Source organism: Petrocella sp. FN5 (assembly GCF_029210395.1).
In the GTDB taxonomy this organism is placed as follows: Bacteria; Bacillota; Clostridia; order Lachnospirales; family Vallitaleaceae; genus Petrocella.
The window spans coordinates 1-17,144 of record NZ_JARGDP010000055.1 but is presented as its reverse complement, the minus strand read 5'-3'; the positions used below and the strand labels follow the sequence as shown (position 1 = coordinate 17,144).

At 40.0% G+C, this 17,144-nt stretch carries 20 protein-coding genes; all 20 read left to right on the top strand.

Features of this window, described 5'->3' with window-relative positions; genetic code table 11:
* Window positions 1-175: 175 nt before the first annotated feature.
* The 20 genes from P0N36_RS11685 (at window position 176) to P0N36_RS11590 (ending at window position 16,910) form a co-directional block, all read left to right on the top strand.
* Complete coding sequence (locus P0N36_RS11685) at window positions 176-505, top strand: SOUL family heme-binding protein (RefSeq protein WP_330684020.1); 330 nt, start codon at window positions 176-178, stop codon at window positions 503-505.
* 111 nt (window positions 506-616) lie between these two features.
* Window positions 617-790 (top strand): hypothetical protein, encoded by a 174-nt coding sequence (locus P0N36_RS11680; RefSeq protein ID WP_275843031.1) that lies wholly within the window; start codon window positions 617-619, stop codon window positions 788-790.
* A gap of 79 nt (window positions 791-869) precedes the next feature.
* Entirely contained in the window at window positions 870-1,841 is a 972-nt protein-coding gene (locus P0N36_RS11675; protein ID WP_275843030.1) for a MarR family transcriptional regulator, read from the top strand.
* A gap of 56 nt (window positions 1,842-1,897) precedes the next feature.
* Window positions 1,898-2,545: a class I SAM-dependent methyltransferase gene (locus P0N36_RS11670; RefSeq protein WP_275843029.1), complete on the top strand. Its 648-nt coding sequence runs from the start codon at window positions 1,898-1,900 to the stop codon at window positions 2,543-2,545.
* 258 nt (window positions 2,546-2,803) lie between these two features.
* Window positions 2,804-3,403 carry a serine O-acetyltransferase gene (locus tag P0N36_RS11665; RefSeq protein WP_275843028.1) on the top strand — a complete coding sequence of 200 codons (600 nt, stop codon included), beginning with the start codon at window positions 2,804-2,806 and terminating at the stop codon, window positions 3,401-3,403.
* Between the two features lie 120 nt (window positions 3,404-3,523).
* A complete protein-coding gene (locus P0N36_RS11660; protein WP_275843027.1) occupies window positions 3,524-3,712 on the top strand; it encodes a hypothetical protein in 189 nt (62 codons plus the stop codon).
* Between the two features lie 5 nt (window positions 3,713-3,717).
* Window positions 3,718-4,677, top strand: coding sequence for a glycosyltransferase family 2 protein (locus P0N36_RS11655; protein ID WP_275843026.1), 960 nt, complete (start codon window positions 3,718-3,720; stop codon window positions 4,675-4,677).
* Window positions 4,677-6,131, top strand: coding sequence for a lipopolysaccharide biosynthesis protein (locus tag P0N36_RS11650; RefSeq protein ID WP_275843025.1), 1,455 nt, complete (start codon window positions 4,677-4,679; stop codon window positions 6,129-6,131). Before P0N36_RS11655 ends, P0N36_RS11650 begins: the two co-directional genes overlap by 1 nt.
* A gap of 47 nt (window positions 6,132-6,178) precedes the next feature.
* Window positions 6,179-7,240 carry a DegT/DnrJ/EryC1/StrS family aminotransferase gene (locus tag P0N36_RS11645; RefSeq protein WP_275843033.1) on the top strand — a complete coding sequence of 354 codons (1,062 nt, stop codon included), beginning with the start codon at window positions 6,179-6,181 and terminating at the stop codon, window positions 7,238-7,240.
* Between the two features lie 14 nt (window positions 7,241-7,254).
* Complete coding sequence (locus tag P0N36_RS11640) at window positions 7,255-7,986, top strand: WbqC family protein (RefSeq protein ID WP_275843024.1); 732 nt, start codon at window positions 7,255-7,257, stop codon at window positions 7,984-7,986.
* Between the two features lie 148 nt (window positions 7,987-8,134).
* Window positions 8,135-9,061, top strand: coding sequence for a glycosyltransferase family 2 protein (locus P0N36_RS11635; protein ID WP_275843023.1), 927 nt, complete (start codon window positions 8,135-8,137; stop codon window positions 9,059-9,061).
* Between the two features lie 40 nt (window positions 9,062-9,101).
* Window positions 9,102-10,160: a dTDP-glucose 4,6-dehydratase gene (gene rfbB, locus P0N36_RS11630; RefSeq protein ID WP_275843022.1), complete on the top strand. Its 1,059-nt coding sequence runs from the start codon at window positions 9,102-9,104 to the stop codon at window positions 10,158-10,160.
* Between the two features lie 61 nt (window positions 10,161-10,221).
* Window positions 10,222-11,367, top strand: coding sequence for an NAD(P)-binding domain-containing protein (locus P0N36_RS11625; protein ID WP_275843021.1), 1,146 nt, complete (start codon window positions 10,222-10,224; stop codon window positions 11,365-11,367).
* 64 nt (window positions 11,368-11,431) lie between these two features.
* Window positions 11,432-12,301, top strand: coding sequence for a glucose-1-phosphate thymidylyltransferase RfbA (gene rfbA, locus P0N36_RS11620; RefSeq protein WP_275843020.1), 870 nt, complete (start codon window positions 11,432-11,434; stop codon window positions 12,299-12,301).
* 53 nt (window positions 12,302-12,354) lie between these two features.
* Window positions 12,355-12,906 (top strand): dTDP-4-dehydrorhamnose 3,5-epimerase, encoded by a 552-nt coding sequence (gene rfbC / locus P0N36_RS11615; RefSeq protein ID WP_275843019.1) that lies wholly within the window; start codon window positions 12,355-12,357, stop codon window positions 12,904-12,906.
* A gap of 157 nt (window positions 12,907-13,063) precedes the next feature.
* Complete coding sequence (locus tag P0N36_RS11610) at window positions 13,064-13,786, top strand: amino acid ABC transporter ATP-binding protein (protein WP_275843018.1); 723 nt, start codon at window positions 13,064-13,066, stop codon at window positions 13,784-13,786.
* A 78-nt stretch (window positions 13,787-13,864) separates the two neighbouring features.
* On the top strand, window positions 13,865-14,791 hold the full coding sequence (locus P0N36_RS11605) for a transporter substrate-binding domain-containing protein (protein ID WP_275843017.1): 927 nt from the start codon (window positions 13,865-13,867) through the stop codon (window positions 14,789-14,791).
* Window positions 14,792-14,793: 2 nt separating this feature from the next.
* Window positions 14,794-15,516, top strand: coding sequence for an amino acid ABC transporter permease (locus tag P0N36_RS11600; RefSeq protein WP_275843016.1), 723 nt, complete (start codon window positions 14,794-14,796; stop codon window positions 15,514-15,516).
* A 4-nt stretch (window positions 15,517-15,520) separates the two neighbouring features.
* Complete coding sequence (locus P0N36_RS11595) at window positions 15,521-16,288, top strand: amino acid ABC transporter permease (protein ID WP_275843015.1); 768 nt, start codon at window positions 15,521-15,523, stop codon at window positions 16,286-16,288.
* Window positions 16,289-16,301: 13 nt separating this feature from the next.
* Entirely contained in the window at window positions 16,302-16,910 is a 609-nt protein-coding gene (locus P0N36_RS11590) for a cytidylate kinase-like family protein (protein WP_275843014.1), read from the top strand.
* The last annotated feature ends 234 nt before the right edge of the window (window positions 16,911-17,144 follow it).

Sequence of the window (17,144 nt, the reverse complement as noted above, 5' to 3'; positions counted from 1 at the left end):
GTATACTACGCAAAATAATAGAATTGAATAATAAGAGCTACAATGTGAAGCTTAGAATCAAGAATGGAGAAAATACATTAGTATATAAGTTAGAGGCTGTGATTGCACAGACTGAGTAATCAGGTTTTTGCATCATAGCCAAGCTGGTAAAGGCAATTAGAAGAATCGTTTTTATATTAAAATATTTGAAGAAGTCAGCAGTGAAGGACAGACCATGGCATTTGTAGTGCCAAGTGCCCATTGGGACAATATTCCAAAACCTAATAATCCCTTATTGAGCATAAAGAAATTTGATAAAGGTACTTTTGCCGTTATAAGGTATAGTGGTACCTCAGGAAGTGCGAAGGAAGGAAAGATGATGGAGAAGTTGAGGTCTTGGATGGATCAGCATGGTTACAAGAAAGCATCTAATTATATGCTTGCCTTCTATAACCCACCTTTAATGCCACCGATGTTCAGGCGCAATGAGATTATGGTGAGGATGTCGACGTTCCTTCAAAGTTAAATAAAATTTCACGGAAGTAGGTATATCATATGTTAGGCAGAAATAAGAACATAAATACACCAAATGAATGCCTTGTACAAAAAGCATCATGAGTAAATCGAGGTGAAAATAATGGATTTTCAATTTCAATATCGAATCACATATGGAAGCGGCCAATTCTATGAACGTCCACATGTGATGACCGTTCAAATACCTATGGATGATTATAAGAAAATCGTTCTAGGTGTTTTGGAGGGTCTAAAATTCTGGAAGATCACAATCAAAAAGGAAATTAACCTAATGTAACAAAATGACTTGCAATATAACAGTAATGATGTTATATTTAAAGGGTTAAATGTTACATTAGGAGGTGGTTTAATTGGTTATGACTGCAGAGCCTTACTTAAAAGTAAATATCGATGAAGATCTTACCATAAAACCGTGGCTAAAAAAGAATGATTTTCCAATTTTTTTAAAGGATAGCTATAACTTTTATGAGATGACGATTCTTGGAACACGGTGTATTTTACTAGAAGTTATTGATGAGATGCCGAATATCGATCAGCTTCTAAAGCATATGAAGCAAATTAAAAATCAAACAGATCGTCAAATTGTTTTATGCTACAAAGATATCACCAGGTATAGAAGAAAAAGCCTAATTGAAAATCGAATTGCCTTTGTGATTGAAGATGGACAGATGTACTTGCCATTCCTGGGGCTTGATTTAAAAAAAGCGCAAGAACATGTTGAAGAAAAAGTGACGGGTTTTACAACACCTGTGCAGATTGCGTATTTGTACTTCTTGTACCATAAAGAGGATGTTGTGAACACGACTGAGTTTGCAAAAAAGTTAGGCTTTAATAAAATGACAGCTTCAAGGGCGTTAAATGATTTATACCATGCGAACCTCATCACCTATGAAGTTGGAGGAAAGACGGGGCGTAGCAAGGAATATAAGAGGATTTCAGATCCGGACTACTTTCACAGGGGACGTGAATATCTAAAGACCCCAGTGAGAAGAATCATTTACACAAAGACAAAGCCGTTAGATGCTTTGACTGCTGGACTAAGTGCATTGGCAGGATTATCCATGATCAATCCACCTAGTCATCCGATAATGGCAATAGATAAAAATAAGTTAAATAAAGAGCAGGTTGAAATTGTTGAAAATAAGGACTTTATAAAAGATACAAAACTGGTGGAGCTAGAGATTTGGGACTATGATCCTAGACTGTTTTCTAATAGGCACCATGTGGACCTACTGTCCTTGTATGGGTCTTTAAAGGAAGAAACTGATGAAAGGGTTGAGCAAGCGCTAGAAGAAGTCTTGCGAGGCGAGCAATGGTACACGGACTAGAAAAATTCAAAAAATCTTCAAAGTTAAATATAATTTCACGGAAGTAGGTACATAATATGTTAGGCAGGATGAAGAAGATAAAAACACCAAATGAACACTGGAATGCGATTTTTTCCACCAAAGTTGATCCTGAACTGGGATGGTATGAGGATGATGTCTCACAGACTTTAAAGTTTATGGATCTGATTCCTAGGGCTGAGTTTGACACGGTTTTTCTCCCGGGTGCAGGAACATCAGCACTCGTTGATCAGCTTCTTAACAGAGGGCATCATCTTATTCTAAATGATATCAGCGATGAAGCTCTAAATAAACTAAAAACCCGAATAGGAAAAAACAGTAAATTAACTTGGCTGCATCACGACATCTCAAAAGAACTACCAGAAGGAATAACCCAGGCTGATATTTGGATTGACCGTGCTGTTCTTCATTTTTTACGCAAAGAAGCGGATATCCAAAAGTATTTCGTAAACTTGAAGTCGGCAATAAAATCTGGAGGCTATGCTTTACTGGCAGAGTTCTCTACGAAGGCACCTAGAAAATGTGCGGGACTTAAGCTTCATCGCTACTCAATTGATGAAATGACAAGGCGTATGGGTTCTGAGTTTGAGCTTGTTAAATATGAAGATTATAATTATATCAACCCATCCGGCGTTCCGATTCCATATATTTATGCCTTGTACAAAAAGCATCCAACTTTATGCTAGCATTCTACAACCCACCTTTTATGCCACCGATGTACAGGCGTAATGAGATAATGGTTAGAGTATCGGATAAGGATTAAGGTTTGTTTTCTTAACCGTTAGGTTGAAGGTCGAAATAAGAGGGTGTAGGATGAAGAAGACCTAGTTCAAGAGATGGCTGTAGAACATCGAGGATTAGACAATATCTATGGCGTCCATGCTGGTCTTGTTATATAATTGAAACAACTGTAACGATGACTTGGGAAGAGAAGGGGTATTTATATGAATGAATCATCTACTGGTACTTTGTTTGTTAAGAGCAAGGAAGATCTGAAGGCATTTTTGAAGGTTGAAAAAGAGAAGTACAATGCATCTAGGTTTACCATTCCCTTTTTTGAATTCCGAGAACGACAAATACTGTGGCGACACAACTCTTTATTGCGAAGGGCAGAATACCATAGGAATCAAGGCCATAGCATACGAGCTAATTATTATAAGCTTAGACTGAAAAGTCTACAAAACAAATATGGTATTCATATTCCTATTAATTGTTTTGATCAAGGGCTAAAAATCATGCACCTAGGGCCCATCTTAGTGAATCAGGACGCGAAGATTGGTCGAGATTGTTCTATCCATATTAATACCAGTATTGTAGCGGGTGGAAGAGACAGTGGTGTTCCCCTAATAGGAAACAATGTGGTTATTGGAATTGGCGCGGTTATTCTTGGAGGTATAAGGCTGGCTGATTATATGGCCATAGGTGCCAATGCGGTTGTGAACAAGTCTTTCAATGAAGAAAATATCACTGTAGCCGGAGTACCTGCCAAAAAAATAAGTGAAACCGGAAGAAAAGAATGGAACAAGCCATTGGAGGCAATCTGATTTTCTTTTGCAAAATAGATTGTAAAGACAAGACAATATGTATGGCATCTATCTGTGTATTGTTATATAATAGTATCAGCGGAAACTTTTATATAGACGATGAAAAGAGAGGATTATAATATGGAAAGCAAGGGCATTTTTACGGTGAATGAAGATGGATCAATTGAAGTACCTTCATATCTATTAGAGGATATAGGGCTTGACCCAAATAAATCTTATTTTATGGAAGTGATTGATGATGGCATCAAGATCCATAGCAATATACCAGATCCTTCTAAGAAGAAAAAGACACCAAAGCCTAGGATGTAAGGCTTATGGGCGACCTATTGGTAAGTGTGGTATGTATTACCTATAATCAGGAAGCCTTTATCGCAGATGCTATTGAGAGCTTCTTGATGCAGAAGACGGATTTTGGATATGAGGTCTTAATACATGACGATGCTTCAACGGATCGGACACCGGACATTATTTGGCGTTATACCCTTGAATATCCGGAGATTATTAAGCCAATCTATCAGATGGAGAACCAATATTCAAAAGGCGTTCATGTTCTTGATTTCTACCAAGCTTATGCCAAGGGTAAGTACATCGCCATTTGCGAAGGGGATGATTACTGGACAGACCCTAGTAAGCTACAAAAGCAGGTAGATTATATGGAGAAGCATCCGGATTGCAGTGTCTGCGTCCATGGGGCAATCAAGGTACATGCTGTCACCCACAAAAAAGTGGGTAAGGTACAACCCAGTAAGGACTCTAGAGATTATACAACTCAGGAGGTTATTCTTGGTGGTGGTGGCTTGTTTGCAACCAATTCCATGCTCTACCCACGGGTTTTTTCTAAGCCACCCCAGTTCTATCTAAACTGCTCAGTAGGGGACTATCCTTTGATGATTCATCTGGCCCTGTGTGGTCGGGTCCACTATATGGGTGATTTGATGTCGGCCTACCGAGTCGGGGATGTGGGTTCATGGACGGTTCAGTTGATTAAGGCATGTATGGATACCAAAAAAGAGCATGTGAACCGTATAGAACAGATGTTAAGAGAAGTGGATGCTTATACCAACAAGGCATACACGACGACCATTCACAAGAAGATGATGAAGAACAGATTCGATCTATTGGTGTGCATTGGTGCTTATGAAGAGGCCAGATCTGAGACCTATATCGAGCAATATAAGGCTTTGAGCCTGTATGAAAAACTGAATATATTTATTAAGCAACATTTGCCAAAAATAACCATGCTATTTAAAACCATTAAAAGGAAGTATGAATAATGGGTTCAGAGGTGAACAAGTCTAAGATACTTTCTTCTTTGTTGTGGAAATTATTAGAGCGAAGCGGAAGCCAAGGCGTTCAGTTTGTGGTGCAGGTCATACTGGCACGGCTGCTTTTGCCACAAGAGTATGGAATTATTGCTATTGTTATGGTCTTTGTTCTCTTGGCCAACGTGTTTGTTCAGAGTGGCTTTAACACAGCCCTTATTCAGAAAAAAGAGGTCGATGAGCTTGATTTTTCATCGGTGTTTTATTTGAGCTTAGGAGTTGCAGGCTTATTATACGGGCTTATTTTTCTTGGGGCGCCTTTTATTGCAAGTTTTTATAGCCAGCCCATGCTTGTGCCCGTGTTAAGGGTGGTGTCTTTGACTTTGTTCATAGGCGCGCTTAACTCGGTTCAAAACGCTTATGTGGCACGGCATATGTTGTTTAAAAGGTTGTTTGTCAGCAGTCTGGGTGCGGTCTTGGTGTCCGGTCTTGTGGGTATTGCCATGGCCTTTTATGGCCTTGGGGTCTGGGCCTTGGTGGCACAGCAGTTGACCAATCAACTTGTCATCGCTATGATTCTCTGGTTCACGGTCAAATGGCGTCCCCATCTCTTGTTATCCCTAAAAAGGCTTAAGGTGCTTTTTGACTATGCAGGCAAACTCATTGCATCGGCCCTTATTGATACCTTGTACAGAGATCTAAGTGCCCTGATTATTGGTAAGATGTATGTACCGGCGATGCTTGGCTTCTACAACCGAGGACGGCAATTTCCTGAGCTCATGGTTACCAATATTAACGGATCCATTCAGTCGGTTATGTTACCGGCTTTGTCCGCCCATCAAGAGGACAGAAAAAGAGTTAAGGAAATGATGAGAAGGGCCATTGTCTCTAGTTCTTTTTTGATTTTTCCCATGATGGTGGGTATGGCTGTGGTTGCTAGGCCTTTGGTCTTGGTCTTACTTACGGACAAATGGTTGCCGGCGGTTCCTTTTTTGCAGATTGCTTGTTTGACCTATGCTTTGATGCCTATCCATACGGCGAATCTTCAGGCGATCAATGCTATGGGGCGTAGTGATATTTTCTTAAAGTTAGAAGTGATTAAGAAAATATACGGTCTGATCATCTTAGGGGTGAGCTTGCCTTTTGGGGTGTATGCCATCGCTTTGGGACAAGGGGTTAATAGCCTTATATCTAGTTTTGTTAACGCCTATCCCAACAAACGTTTGTTGAATTATAGTTATAGAGAGCAGTTAATGGACATTATGCCGGCTTTATTTATTTCCGGTCTTATGGGTGGTTTGATTTATGGTTTTTATTTACTTAAGATGCAGGCGGGGCTATTACTTCTTGTACAAGTGGGGGCCGGCCTAATAATCTATATAGGATTGGCTATGGTGTTTAAGATAGAGTGCTTCAATTATTTGGTTACGACGATGAAGCAGTTATTAGAGAAGAGAAAAGATTAGCGGTTAAGGGGGCAATTGTATTGGCAATCGAGGTAACACGGTCATCCATGGCAAGTATGGAAGCGTATATAGAAGAAATAAAAGACTTATGGGACACCCGTTGGCTAACCAATATGGGTGATAAACATAGGGCTTTGGAAGCACAGTTATTAGATTATCTTCAGGTACCCAATATCACTTTGTTTGCAAACGGACACTTGGGATTAGAATCTATTATAGAAGCATTGGGACTTAAAGGAGAGGTGATTACAACACCTTTTACTTTTGTGTCTACGACCCATGCCATTGTTAGGAAGGGGTTGGAGCCGGTTTTTTGTGATATTAATGCTGTGGATTATACCATGGATGCGGACAAGATTGAAAGCTTGATTACGGATAAGACTTCAGCCATCCTCCCGGTTCATGTCTATGGTCATGTGTGTCAAGTGGAACAAATTGAGACCATCGCTAGGAAGTATAATCTGAAGGTTATATATGATGCGGCTCATGCCTTTGGTGTTAAGGTTAAGGGCCAGGGCATTGGTGCTTTTGGTGATGCTTCTATGTTTAGTTTTCATGCCACGAAGGTGTTTAACACCATTGAAGGTGGTGGGGTTACATATAAGGATATGTCTTTGAAGAAGAAGCTCAACGACCTTAAAAACTTTGGTATTACAGGCCCGGAGTCTGTAGCGTGTGTAGGTGGCAATGCTAAGATGAATGAGTTTCAAGCGGCTATGGGTATATGTAATCTAAGACATATCGATGATGAGATTGCTAAGAGAAAAAGTGTGTCTAAGCGTTATTATGACCATCTTGAAGGTGTTGAGGGCATCCGACTTGCCAAAGAACAGGAAGGGGTGGACCACAACTATGGCTACATGCCGGTTGTTTTTGATGGCTATAAGATGAGTAGGGACGTAGTTTTTGAAGCGCTCAAATCCCATGAGATCATCCCAAGAAAGTATTTCTACCCTCTAATCAGTCGCTGTGATTGTTATAGAGATAAGCACCAAGCCGAGGCCACACCGGTCGCCTTGCAGATAGCCGAAAATGTGTTGAATTTACCCTTGTATGCAGACTTAGGTCTAGATGATGTGGACCGAATCTGTGACATCATTAGAGGATAAAAGGAGGGGTTAAGATGATAAAGCAGGTGGAATCAGTTGCTTTGATGCAACCTTATTTTTTCCCTTATTTAGGTTATTATTCAGTCATAGACCAGGCAGATGTCTTTGTTGTTTTTGATGAAGTTCAGTACATCCGACAAGGTTGGATGAACCGGAATCGGATTCTTAGTGATCATGGGGCCTTTGCTTATATTAATATGCCGGTTAAAAAAGCACCACTAAAGACGGTTATTAAAGAGATTCGTATACAACAAGCTTTGCCATGGAAAGAAAAACTAAGGCAAGATCTATCACGGTACAAAGACCAGGCACCCTATTATAAGGAAGCTATGGAGGTGGTTGAAGCATGCTTGGCTTATGAGACCGATTCTTTGACCCAGTTTCATGTCCACAGCCTTAAGCAGGTCATGGCTTATATAGGACTAGAAAGCCGTATGATGGTTTTGTCAGAGCTGAACCTTGAGTTACCTAAGATTCAAGCCCCTGATGAATGGGGGCTCTATGTTACTTTGGCCCTTGGGGGAAAGACCTATTATAACCCACCTGGAGGGATGGATTTTTATGATCCGGCCAAATATACAGATCATGGGGCCCAGGTCTTGTTTGTAAGGAATAAGCTGAAGCCTTATAATCAAGGTCGAGATTGTTTTGTACCGGGGATGTCTATTATTGATGGGATGATGTTTATGCCTCCCAGTGAACTTCTGGCACAAGTGCGGCAATACGGTGTTGAAAAAAATCTGTAATCATAAGCAGTGCGTTGATTGTTCTTATAAAGAATGCTATAATTTTATTAATATGTGTATATAGAACTAGAGCGTGTTGATGAGTCCTAGATAAGGACGGTTTAAGACACTTGGTCACAGCCTAAAAGGTATAAAGGATGTATAAAATATGGGTAATGTATTGGTAAGCATCATATGTGTTGCGTATAATCATGAAAAATATATTGCGGAGGCTTTGGATAGCTTTTTGATGCAAAAAACGGATTTTGATTATGAGATTCTTTTACATGATGACGCCTCAACAGATGATACGGCAAGTATTATAAAGGAATATGAAGAAAAATACCCAGACCGGATAAAAGCGATTTATCAAAAAGAAAATCAATATTCAAAAGGGATTCATGTTTTTGATTTTTATTTGGACATTGCTCAAGGTAAGTATATTGCCATTTGTGAAGGTGACGATTTTTGGATAGATCCGGATAAGCTACAAAAGCAAACGGATTTTATGGAGAATCATCCGGATTATAGTGTCTGTGCACATGGGGCCTATAAGATTAATGCAAACACAAGCAAAAAAGTTGGAGAAGTACGACCAAGTCAAGAATCTAGAAGGTTTACAACGGAAGAAGTTATTATAGGTGGTGGCGGGTTATTTGCTATGAATTCTATTTTCTATGCTAGAAAGTTCGCTGTTCGACCGGACTTTTACTACGAATGTTTAATTGGTGATTTTCCTTTGTTGGTACATCTGGCAGTGAGTGGTAAGGTGTACTATATAGATGCTTTTATGTCGGCTTACCGCGTGGGTGATGCCAATTCATGGACAGAAAAAATGACAAAGTCAAGTATGGACAAGATTACCCATCATTTTGATAGGGTTGAACATATGCTAATAAAAGTTGACGAACATACCAACAAAATATATACTGAGGCGATTCATAAAAAAATCAAAAAAAACAGATTTGATTTGCTGATTCTTGCCGGCAATATTGAAGAAGCAAAGTCCGATGAATACATAGAACATTTTCAATCTTTAAGTGTACTTAAAAGATTCAAGATATATATTAAGAAGTACTTATTAACAAAGTCATAGTAAATAAGTTATGAATCTAGATATAGAGGGGTGTAGGGTTATGAAGACGATTCTCGTTACTGGTGGTGCTGGTTTTATCGGAAGTAATTTTGTTAAGATGATGGTGAAGAAATATCCCAAGGATCGGATCATCAATCTGGATGATTTGACCTATGCAGGTAATCTGGCCAATCTATCGGACATGGATAAGTATGATAATTATACTTTTATAAAAGGTGATATTAGAAACCGTGAAACAGTGGAAGAGATTTTTAGTGCTTATGATATGGATTGGGTAGTTAATTTTGCTGCAGAGTCTCATGTCGACAGAAGTATTGAAGACCCTGAAGTCTTCTTAACAACGAATATATTGGGGACGCAAGTGCTTCTTGATTTGGCAAAAAAATACTGGAAAGTCAATCCGAAGGATAAGTATTGCAAAGCTTACAAGCCGGGGGTTAAGTTTCTTCAAGTCTCAACGGATGAAGTGTATGGTGCCCTTGATAAGACCGGTATGTTTGTGGAAACGATGCCCCTTATGCCGAATAGTCCTTACTCGGCCTCAAAGGCAAGTGCAGATATGATTGTTCGAGCTTACCATGAGACTTTTGGTCTGCCGGTGAACATAACAAGATGCAGCAACAACTATGGCCCTTATCAGTTCCCTGAGAAGCTTATTCCCCTTATGATCTCCAACTGCCTTAAGGAAAAAGCTCTTCCGGTCTATGGTGACGGTATGCAGGTGAGAGATTGGCTCCATGTATTGGATCACTGCCGGGCTATTGATACGGTTTTATGTAAAGGCATAGATGGAGAAGTCTATAACATCGGTGGGAACAATGAGAAAGCCAATATTGAGATTGTTAAGTTAATTATTCATACCCTAGGTAAGTCAGAGGCGCTTATTGAATATGTTAAAGACCGTCCGGGTCATGACAGAAGGTACGCCATTGACAACACGAAGATTAAGACCCAACTGGGATGGGAACCGACTTATACTTTTGAACAAGGCATAAAAGAGACGATTCAGTGGTATATGGACAACCCTGAATGGATTGAAAACATCCTATCTGGTGATTATGCCCATTATTATAGTAAGATGTATGCCCAGGAGGGCTAAGTCACAAGATGACACTTATATAGAGATTGATACTTAGTATTACGATTTTGGGAGGGATTAGATGCAAAAGATTACGAAGATTGGTATTGTAGGTACAGGATTTATTGCTACAGGGCTTTATCATGCATTAGAAGCATCGGATAATTTTACGACTTCAAGGATGCTGACGAGGCGGGATATTAAGACGGTTGAGGCATTGCCACAGGAAATACTCACAAATTCCTTTGAAGATTTTTTGGATCATTGTGATATTGTTTTTGAATGTTCAGGAGATGTATACCACGCGACAGATATAGTTATGGCTGCAACCCAGGCCAATAAAAAAGTTGTTACCATGAATTCAGAGTTTCATGTTACGGCAGGGACCTATTTTGTAAAAAGAGGTCACTATGTTTCTGAAGCGGATGGGGATCAACCGGGATGCTTGGCACGGCTGAAACAAGAAATAGAGGGCATGGGCTTTGAACCGCTTGCTTATGTGAATCTAAAAGGCTTTCTGAACCCCAACCCTGAACTTGATGAAATGATCTACTGGTCCGATAAACAAGAGCTGGCTCTAAATCAAGTGATTTCTTTTACAGATGGAACGAAGGTTCAGATTGAACAGGCTTTTGTTGCCAATGGCTTAGGTGCAACCATTGCACAAGACGGGCTCTTAGGCAATACAGTAGAGACCTTATATGATATGGACTATATGGTGAGAGCTTCTATGGAACTTAAGCAACCGATTAGTGAGTATGTCTTATGTAAGGGGTCACCACCGGGCGTACTGATTGTTGCCAAGAACAAAATAGCGGACAAGCGTCCTGGCTATTTGGTATTTTCAAGACTCCGAACCAAAGAAGATCTTGCTTATGTGCTTCTTAGAACCTATCATTTATGCTATTTAGAATGTGTTAATACCCTTAACAAAGTTGTAGCCGGTGAGCCTATGCTCCTTAATAATACGGCAAGTCCAACAATCACGGTGGGTGCGGTTGCCAAAAAAGCAATCAAAAAAGATGAGGTTATTACCATCGGTGCGGGTGGCTTTGATGTGAGAGGCATGGCTATTAAAATAGAGGGTAACAAGGATAAAGTACCTATTTGTTTGCTAAAAAACACACGTGTACTACGTGATGTTGAGCCGGGTCAGTTGCTTACTTTTGAAGATGTGGCCTTAGAGCCAAGTCAAGCGCTGGATTGTTATCTAGATAGTATTCAGTAATGCTTTTTAATAGATGATTAGGAATGAAGTGATCTATAAATACATATGCTAAAGGAGCGTTTTTATGAAAGGGATTATACTTGCCGGAGGGTCAGGAACTCGATTGTATCCAATTACCAAAGCTATTTCCAAACAGTTATTACCTGTTTATGACAAACCTATGATCTACTACCCATTGTCTACATTAATGTTAGCCGGCATAAGAGAGATATTAATTATTTCCACACCTAGAGACTTGCATATTTTTGAAGGGTTGTTGGGAACAGGTGAAGAACTGGGTATTAAGCTGTCTTATATTGAGCAAGAAAAGGCGAATGGTATAGCTGAGGCTTTTATTATTGGTGAAAATTTTATTGGGGATGATAGCGTAGCCCTTGTACTCGGCGATAATATATTCTATGGCCAAGGTTATTCGGCCCTTCTTGAGGAGTGTTCACAGCTAAAAGAGGGCAGTGTTATATTTGGCTATTATTTTCAAGATCCTTCTGCTTATGGTGTTATTGAGTTTGATGAAACGGGCAAGGCCATCTCTATTGAAGAGAAGCCTCAAAAGCCAAAGTCTCATTTTGCTGTACCGGGTTTGTATTTTTATGATAATAAGGTGATACAGATTGCAAAAGAGTTGAAGCCATCTCCAAGAGGCGAACTGGAGATTACGGATTTGAACTTGGTGTATCTAAAAAACGGAGATTTGAGTGTCAGATTGTTAGGTAGAGGTACGGCTTGGTTGGATACGGGTACGGCGGAAAGCCTACTTGATGCTTCCAATTATGTGGCGACGATACAAAAAAGACAAGGCTTCTACATAGCATGTATAGAAGAGATTGCTTATAGAAAAGGGTTTATTTCTAGGGATCAGATTATTCAGCTGGCCAAGAAGCATTCCAATATTCAATATGGAGCATATTTAATGACCATATCAGAGGAAGTCTAGCCTTATGAAGACCATCTAAGGATGGTTTGATTATGAAAAGGGGTTGAATATAAATGGACAAAATCGGCACATTCACTTTTGCCAAAACAGAGCTTGAAGGCCTTATGATTATTGAGCCGCATATTTTCAGTGACCCTAGAGGTTACTTTATGGAAGGCTTCCACTATGATATTTTTAAAAAGGCCGGTATTGACATTCAAGTACGACAAATGAATATGTCACAGTCCGTTCAAGGGGTGCTTAGAGGTATGCACTATCAAGAGAAGTATCCTCAAGCCAAGTTGGTTAAGGTGTTACGTGGTGAGATTTTTGATGTTGCGGTTGATGTGCGTAAGGGCTCTTCAACCTATGGTAGATGGTTTGGTGCTATACTGTCAGAAGAGAATAAGAAGCAGCTTTTTATACCAAGAGGTTTTGCCCATGGGTTTTTAGTCTTATCAGAGAAAGCAGAGTTCCTATATATGGTGGATAACGATTACCATCCTGAAGATGAAGTTGGTTTTATATGGAATGACCCCAGCATAGGTATTAAGTGGCCTTTGATGGATGGCATGACCCCCTTATTATCAGATAAAGACCGGCTTCTAAAGCCGCTAGAGAGATAGATGAAGGTAATACTCTATTATAGTTTAAGATGTTGCATTAAGCATTGACAAGTAACCTACTTTCAAGTATACTTTTGAAAAGACAAAGATGTCAGACCCTTAGGGGGTTTTTGACGTCTTTTTTTTGTGTTTTATTTTTTTAGGAGAGGAGCATGACATGATACGTTTGGAAAAAATCAATAAGTTTTTTGGCGATTTGCATGTGCTTCAAGATGTGGATCTTGAGGTGGCAGAAGGTGAGAAGCTTGTAATTATTGGGCCGTCAGGTTCAGGGAAGTCAACGACGGTACGTTGTATGAATTTTCTGGAAGAGCCTACAAGTGGCAAGGTCTTTATTAATGGTGAAGAGATGACCTCTAAGAATAAAACAAGGATGGTGAGAGAGTCAACTTCTATGGTGTTCCAACAGTTTAATCTATACCCCCACATGACCATATTGAAGAACCTAACCCTTGCGCCTATTAAGCTCTATCACAAATCAAAAGAAGAGGCAGAGGCTTTGGCTTATCATTATCTTGATATTGTTGGGCTAAGAGAGAAAGCTCATGTCTACCCGACCACCTTGTCCGGAGGTCAACAACAAAGAATTGCCATTGCTCGGGCCTTATGTGCCCAGACGAAGATCATCTTATTTGATGAGCCCACATCGGCTCTTGATCCGGAGACGATTCAAGAAGTACTGGATGTCATGATCAAGTTGGCAAAAGAAAACATTACTATGGTGGTGGTGACCCATGAGATGGGCTTTGCAAAAGAAGTGGCAGATCGTATTGTATTTATGGACAATGGGAAGATTGTGGAAGTAGGTACACCAAATGAGTTTTTCAAAAATCCTTCCAATGAGCGGTTGAAACAGTTTCTAGGTAAGATTATTCGCTAATGGTTTACCATAATGAAGGGGTATATTTATAACTATGCGCCAATCATTAAAAAAATAGATAATAAAAGGAGAATTATTATGAAAAGAAGTAGAAAAGAGAAAAAGAGCATCAAGGTGTTAAAAAAGTTAGGGTTACTGGTTATGAGTCTTATGGTTTTAGGTGTTTTTACAGCCTGTGGTCAAGCAGAAGCACCGGTTGCAGAAGTCGCAACGGAAGCGGTAGCAGAAGGTGAGACAGAAGTTGCTGAAGCTTTACATCCTGACATTCAAGCCATTGTAGATCGTGGTGTGCTTAAGGTTGGGGTTAAGAACAATGTTATTGGTTTTGGTTTCCAAGATACTTTATCCGGTGTGTATTCAGGGCTTGAGATTACTTTAGCTGAAAAAATGGCAGAGGACTTAGGTGTTGAGACAGAGTTTACACCAGTTACAGCAGCAACGCGTACGGAACTACTTGATTCTGGTGCTCTTGATTTTGTTATTGCAACTTTTACAATCACAGATGAGAGAAAAGAAAACTGGGATTTTTCAACCCCTTATTTTACAGATTATGTAACGGTACTTGTTGAAAATGCTTCAGGTGTTATGAAATTAGAAGATCTATTAGACAAAAAAGTGGGCGTCTCCTCTGGATCTACATCCGCTAGGGCGCTTACGGAAGCCATGATTGAAAAAGGCATTATTGACGGCGCGAATTTTAACAAAGAGACTTTTGACGCTTCCACATGGACTGAAGGGATTGCTTTCCTACAATTTGACGATTACCCAACGATCTCGACTGCACTAAGCGCCGGTGAGATTGACGCTTTTTGTGTGGATAAATCTATCCTAGCGGCTTATAATACAGAATCACGTTCCTATATTGAAGATTCTTTTGCACCACAAGATTATGGTGTGGCAACAAAGAAAGGCTCAGGCATCTCCATTTTTGTTGAAGAGCATATATCAGCATGGTTGGCAGATGGTACGGTTGCATCTCTTATTACTGAAAATGGTTTGGAGTAGGGATGGGCGGCCTATTTTCTGCTGATGCATGGGAGAAAATATGGGTTTTTAGAGATACTTTTATATTAGGCCTGGCCAATACTGGGAAGATGGCAGCGGTTGCTTTGCTGCTGTCTTTCCTTCTGGGTCTTATATTTGGTTTAATGGCAACAAGTGGACAGAAGCCCCTAGAACATATTTCTCGGATCTATGTAGAGCTTATTCAGAACACTCCTTTGATTCTACAGTTGTGTTTTCTCTATTATGCATTGGCTTTTTCAGGAAACAGTATTGGAATATTACCAACAGGTATGATTGCTCTTGGTATTTATCATGGTGCTTATATGTCAGAAGTGGTGCGGGCCGGTATTGGTGCCATTCCAAAAGGTCAGTTTGAAGCAGCGGCTTCTCAAGGGTTTGGCTATATAGGTGAAATGTATTATGTCATCTTGCCTCAAAGTATTAAGATTATTCTTCCGCCTATGGTGAATCAAGTGGTAAATCTTATTAAAAATACGTCTTGTTTGTATATCATTGGTGGTGCGGACTTGATTTCCTTAACCTATAGTTTTGTGACTGGGGCTTCAACAGGTGGTGCTTATGGTCCGGCCTATCTGGTGAGTGGTCTATTGTTTTTTGTGGTCTGCTATCCCTTGTCAACACTTGCCAGTTACTGGGAGAATACCTTAAAGTTACGGGAACAAAAAACTCAGGTGGTACCACTTACGATTGAAGAGAGGGGGTAAGGCTATGGATACATTAGAAGCCAGTTTTTCCATGTTAACCAATCCAGGGGTACTTATTTATTTGCTTAAAGGTATTGCCTTTACCCTTGTCTTATCTGTTGTTGCGGTGGTCCTTGGTGTTGTCTTTGGTTCGGTTCTGGCCCTTGTGCGTAATTATTGTACGACCAAGAAGACGAAGGTGTTTAAGGCTTTGGCTACCATGTATATTGAGGTGTTTCGTAATACGCCTTTGTTGTTATGGATTTTTATTTGCTTGGTGTTTTTACCTTTCCCCAAGATTCTATCTAGAAGTATGTTTGGATTGACATCGGTGGAGGTTAAGATGCTCTATAAGGCTGCTTTTGCTTTGATTTTGTTTACATCATCGGTAATTGCAGAGATTGTTAGAGGTGGGTTGAACGCTGTGGCCCATGGACAATTTGAAGCCGGGCATTCTCAAGGCTTTAATATGGTTGGGATTATGATCTACATTGTGTTGCCCCAAGCCTATCGCAACATCGTTCCGACATTACTAAGTCAAGTCATTACGACCATCAAAGACTCCTCCTATCTGGCCAATGTTGCGGTGATTGAGTTGATGTCACGGACCAAGACCTTACTGGGTTCGGCTTATATCTATAATGGTACGGGCACGGTGAATGTTTCCGATGTTTTTGTTTTATTTGGTTTTGCCATGGTGATTTATTTCATTATTAATTTTGCACTGTCATCTCTGGTACGCTATGTTCAAAAGCATCCAAGAATACCAAAACCCGCAGTAAAGACCGGTTAGAAGGGAGGCAACTATGGAACCATATGTTATTACGATCTCAAGACAGTTTGCCAGTCTAGGCAGAACCATCGCCCAAGAGTTATCCAAGCGGCTGGGGATTGAATTCTATGACCGAGATATTGTTGAAGCAGCGGCGAAGCGTATGGAACTACCTGTATCTATAATCAGCGATGAAGAAGAGCAGGCGAACAACGCTTTTTTGAAAAGAAAGCATTTGTTAGGTTTGGGTGTGGTCCCACTCGATGACGAGATCTTTCAAGTGGAAGCCAACATCATTCAAGACCTTACGGCTAGGGAGTCTTGTATTATTGTAGGACGATGTAGTCATTATCTTCTAAAAGACCACCCCAAAAGCCTTCATATATATGTGTATGCGCCTTATGAAGCTAGATTACATAATTGTATGAACGTACTTCAGATGGACGAGAAAACAGCTCATAGCATGATACGTGAAGTGGACAAGGACAGAGAAGTCTATCGTAAGCGTTATGCCAAAGGGATGGACAACATCTATGACGCTTTTGATCTCATGATTGACAGCAGTCGGTTCGGCGTGGAAGGTACGGTGTCGGTCCTTACGGATATTGTCAAGCAGGGATTAAAATTAGATGAGCCATCTTAAGAATAGATTTTATGAGCTATATTGAAGCTAGGGTATATAAGCCCTAGCTTTTTGCTGTTCTCTACTTGGTTATATATCTGAGGCAATGGCACTTGCGATACAAAAGAAAGAGATCGCTGCAAACCGAAATGCAACGATAGATAAATATACGACTTAATATGCAACGATAAATACAACGATAGAGAGAGCGTTTCATTTAATGTATGTTTATGATAGAATTATCTAGTAAATATT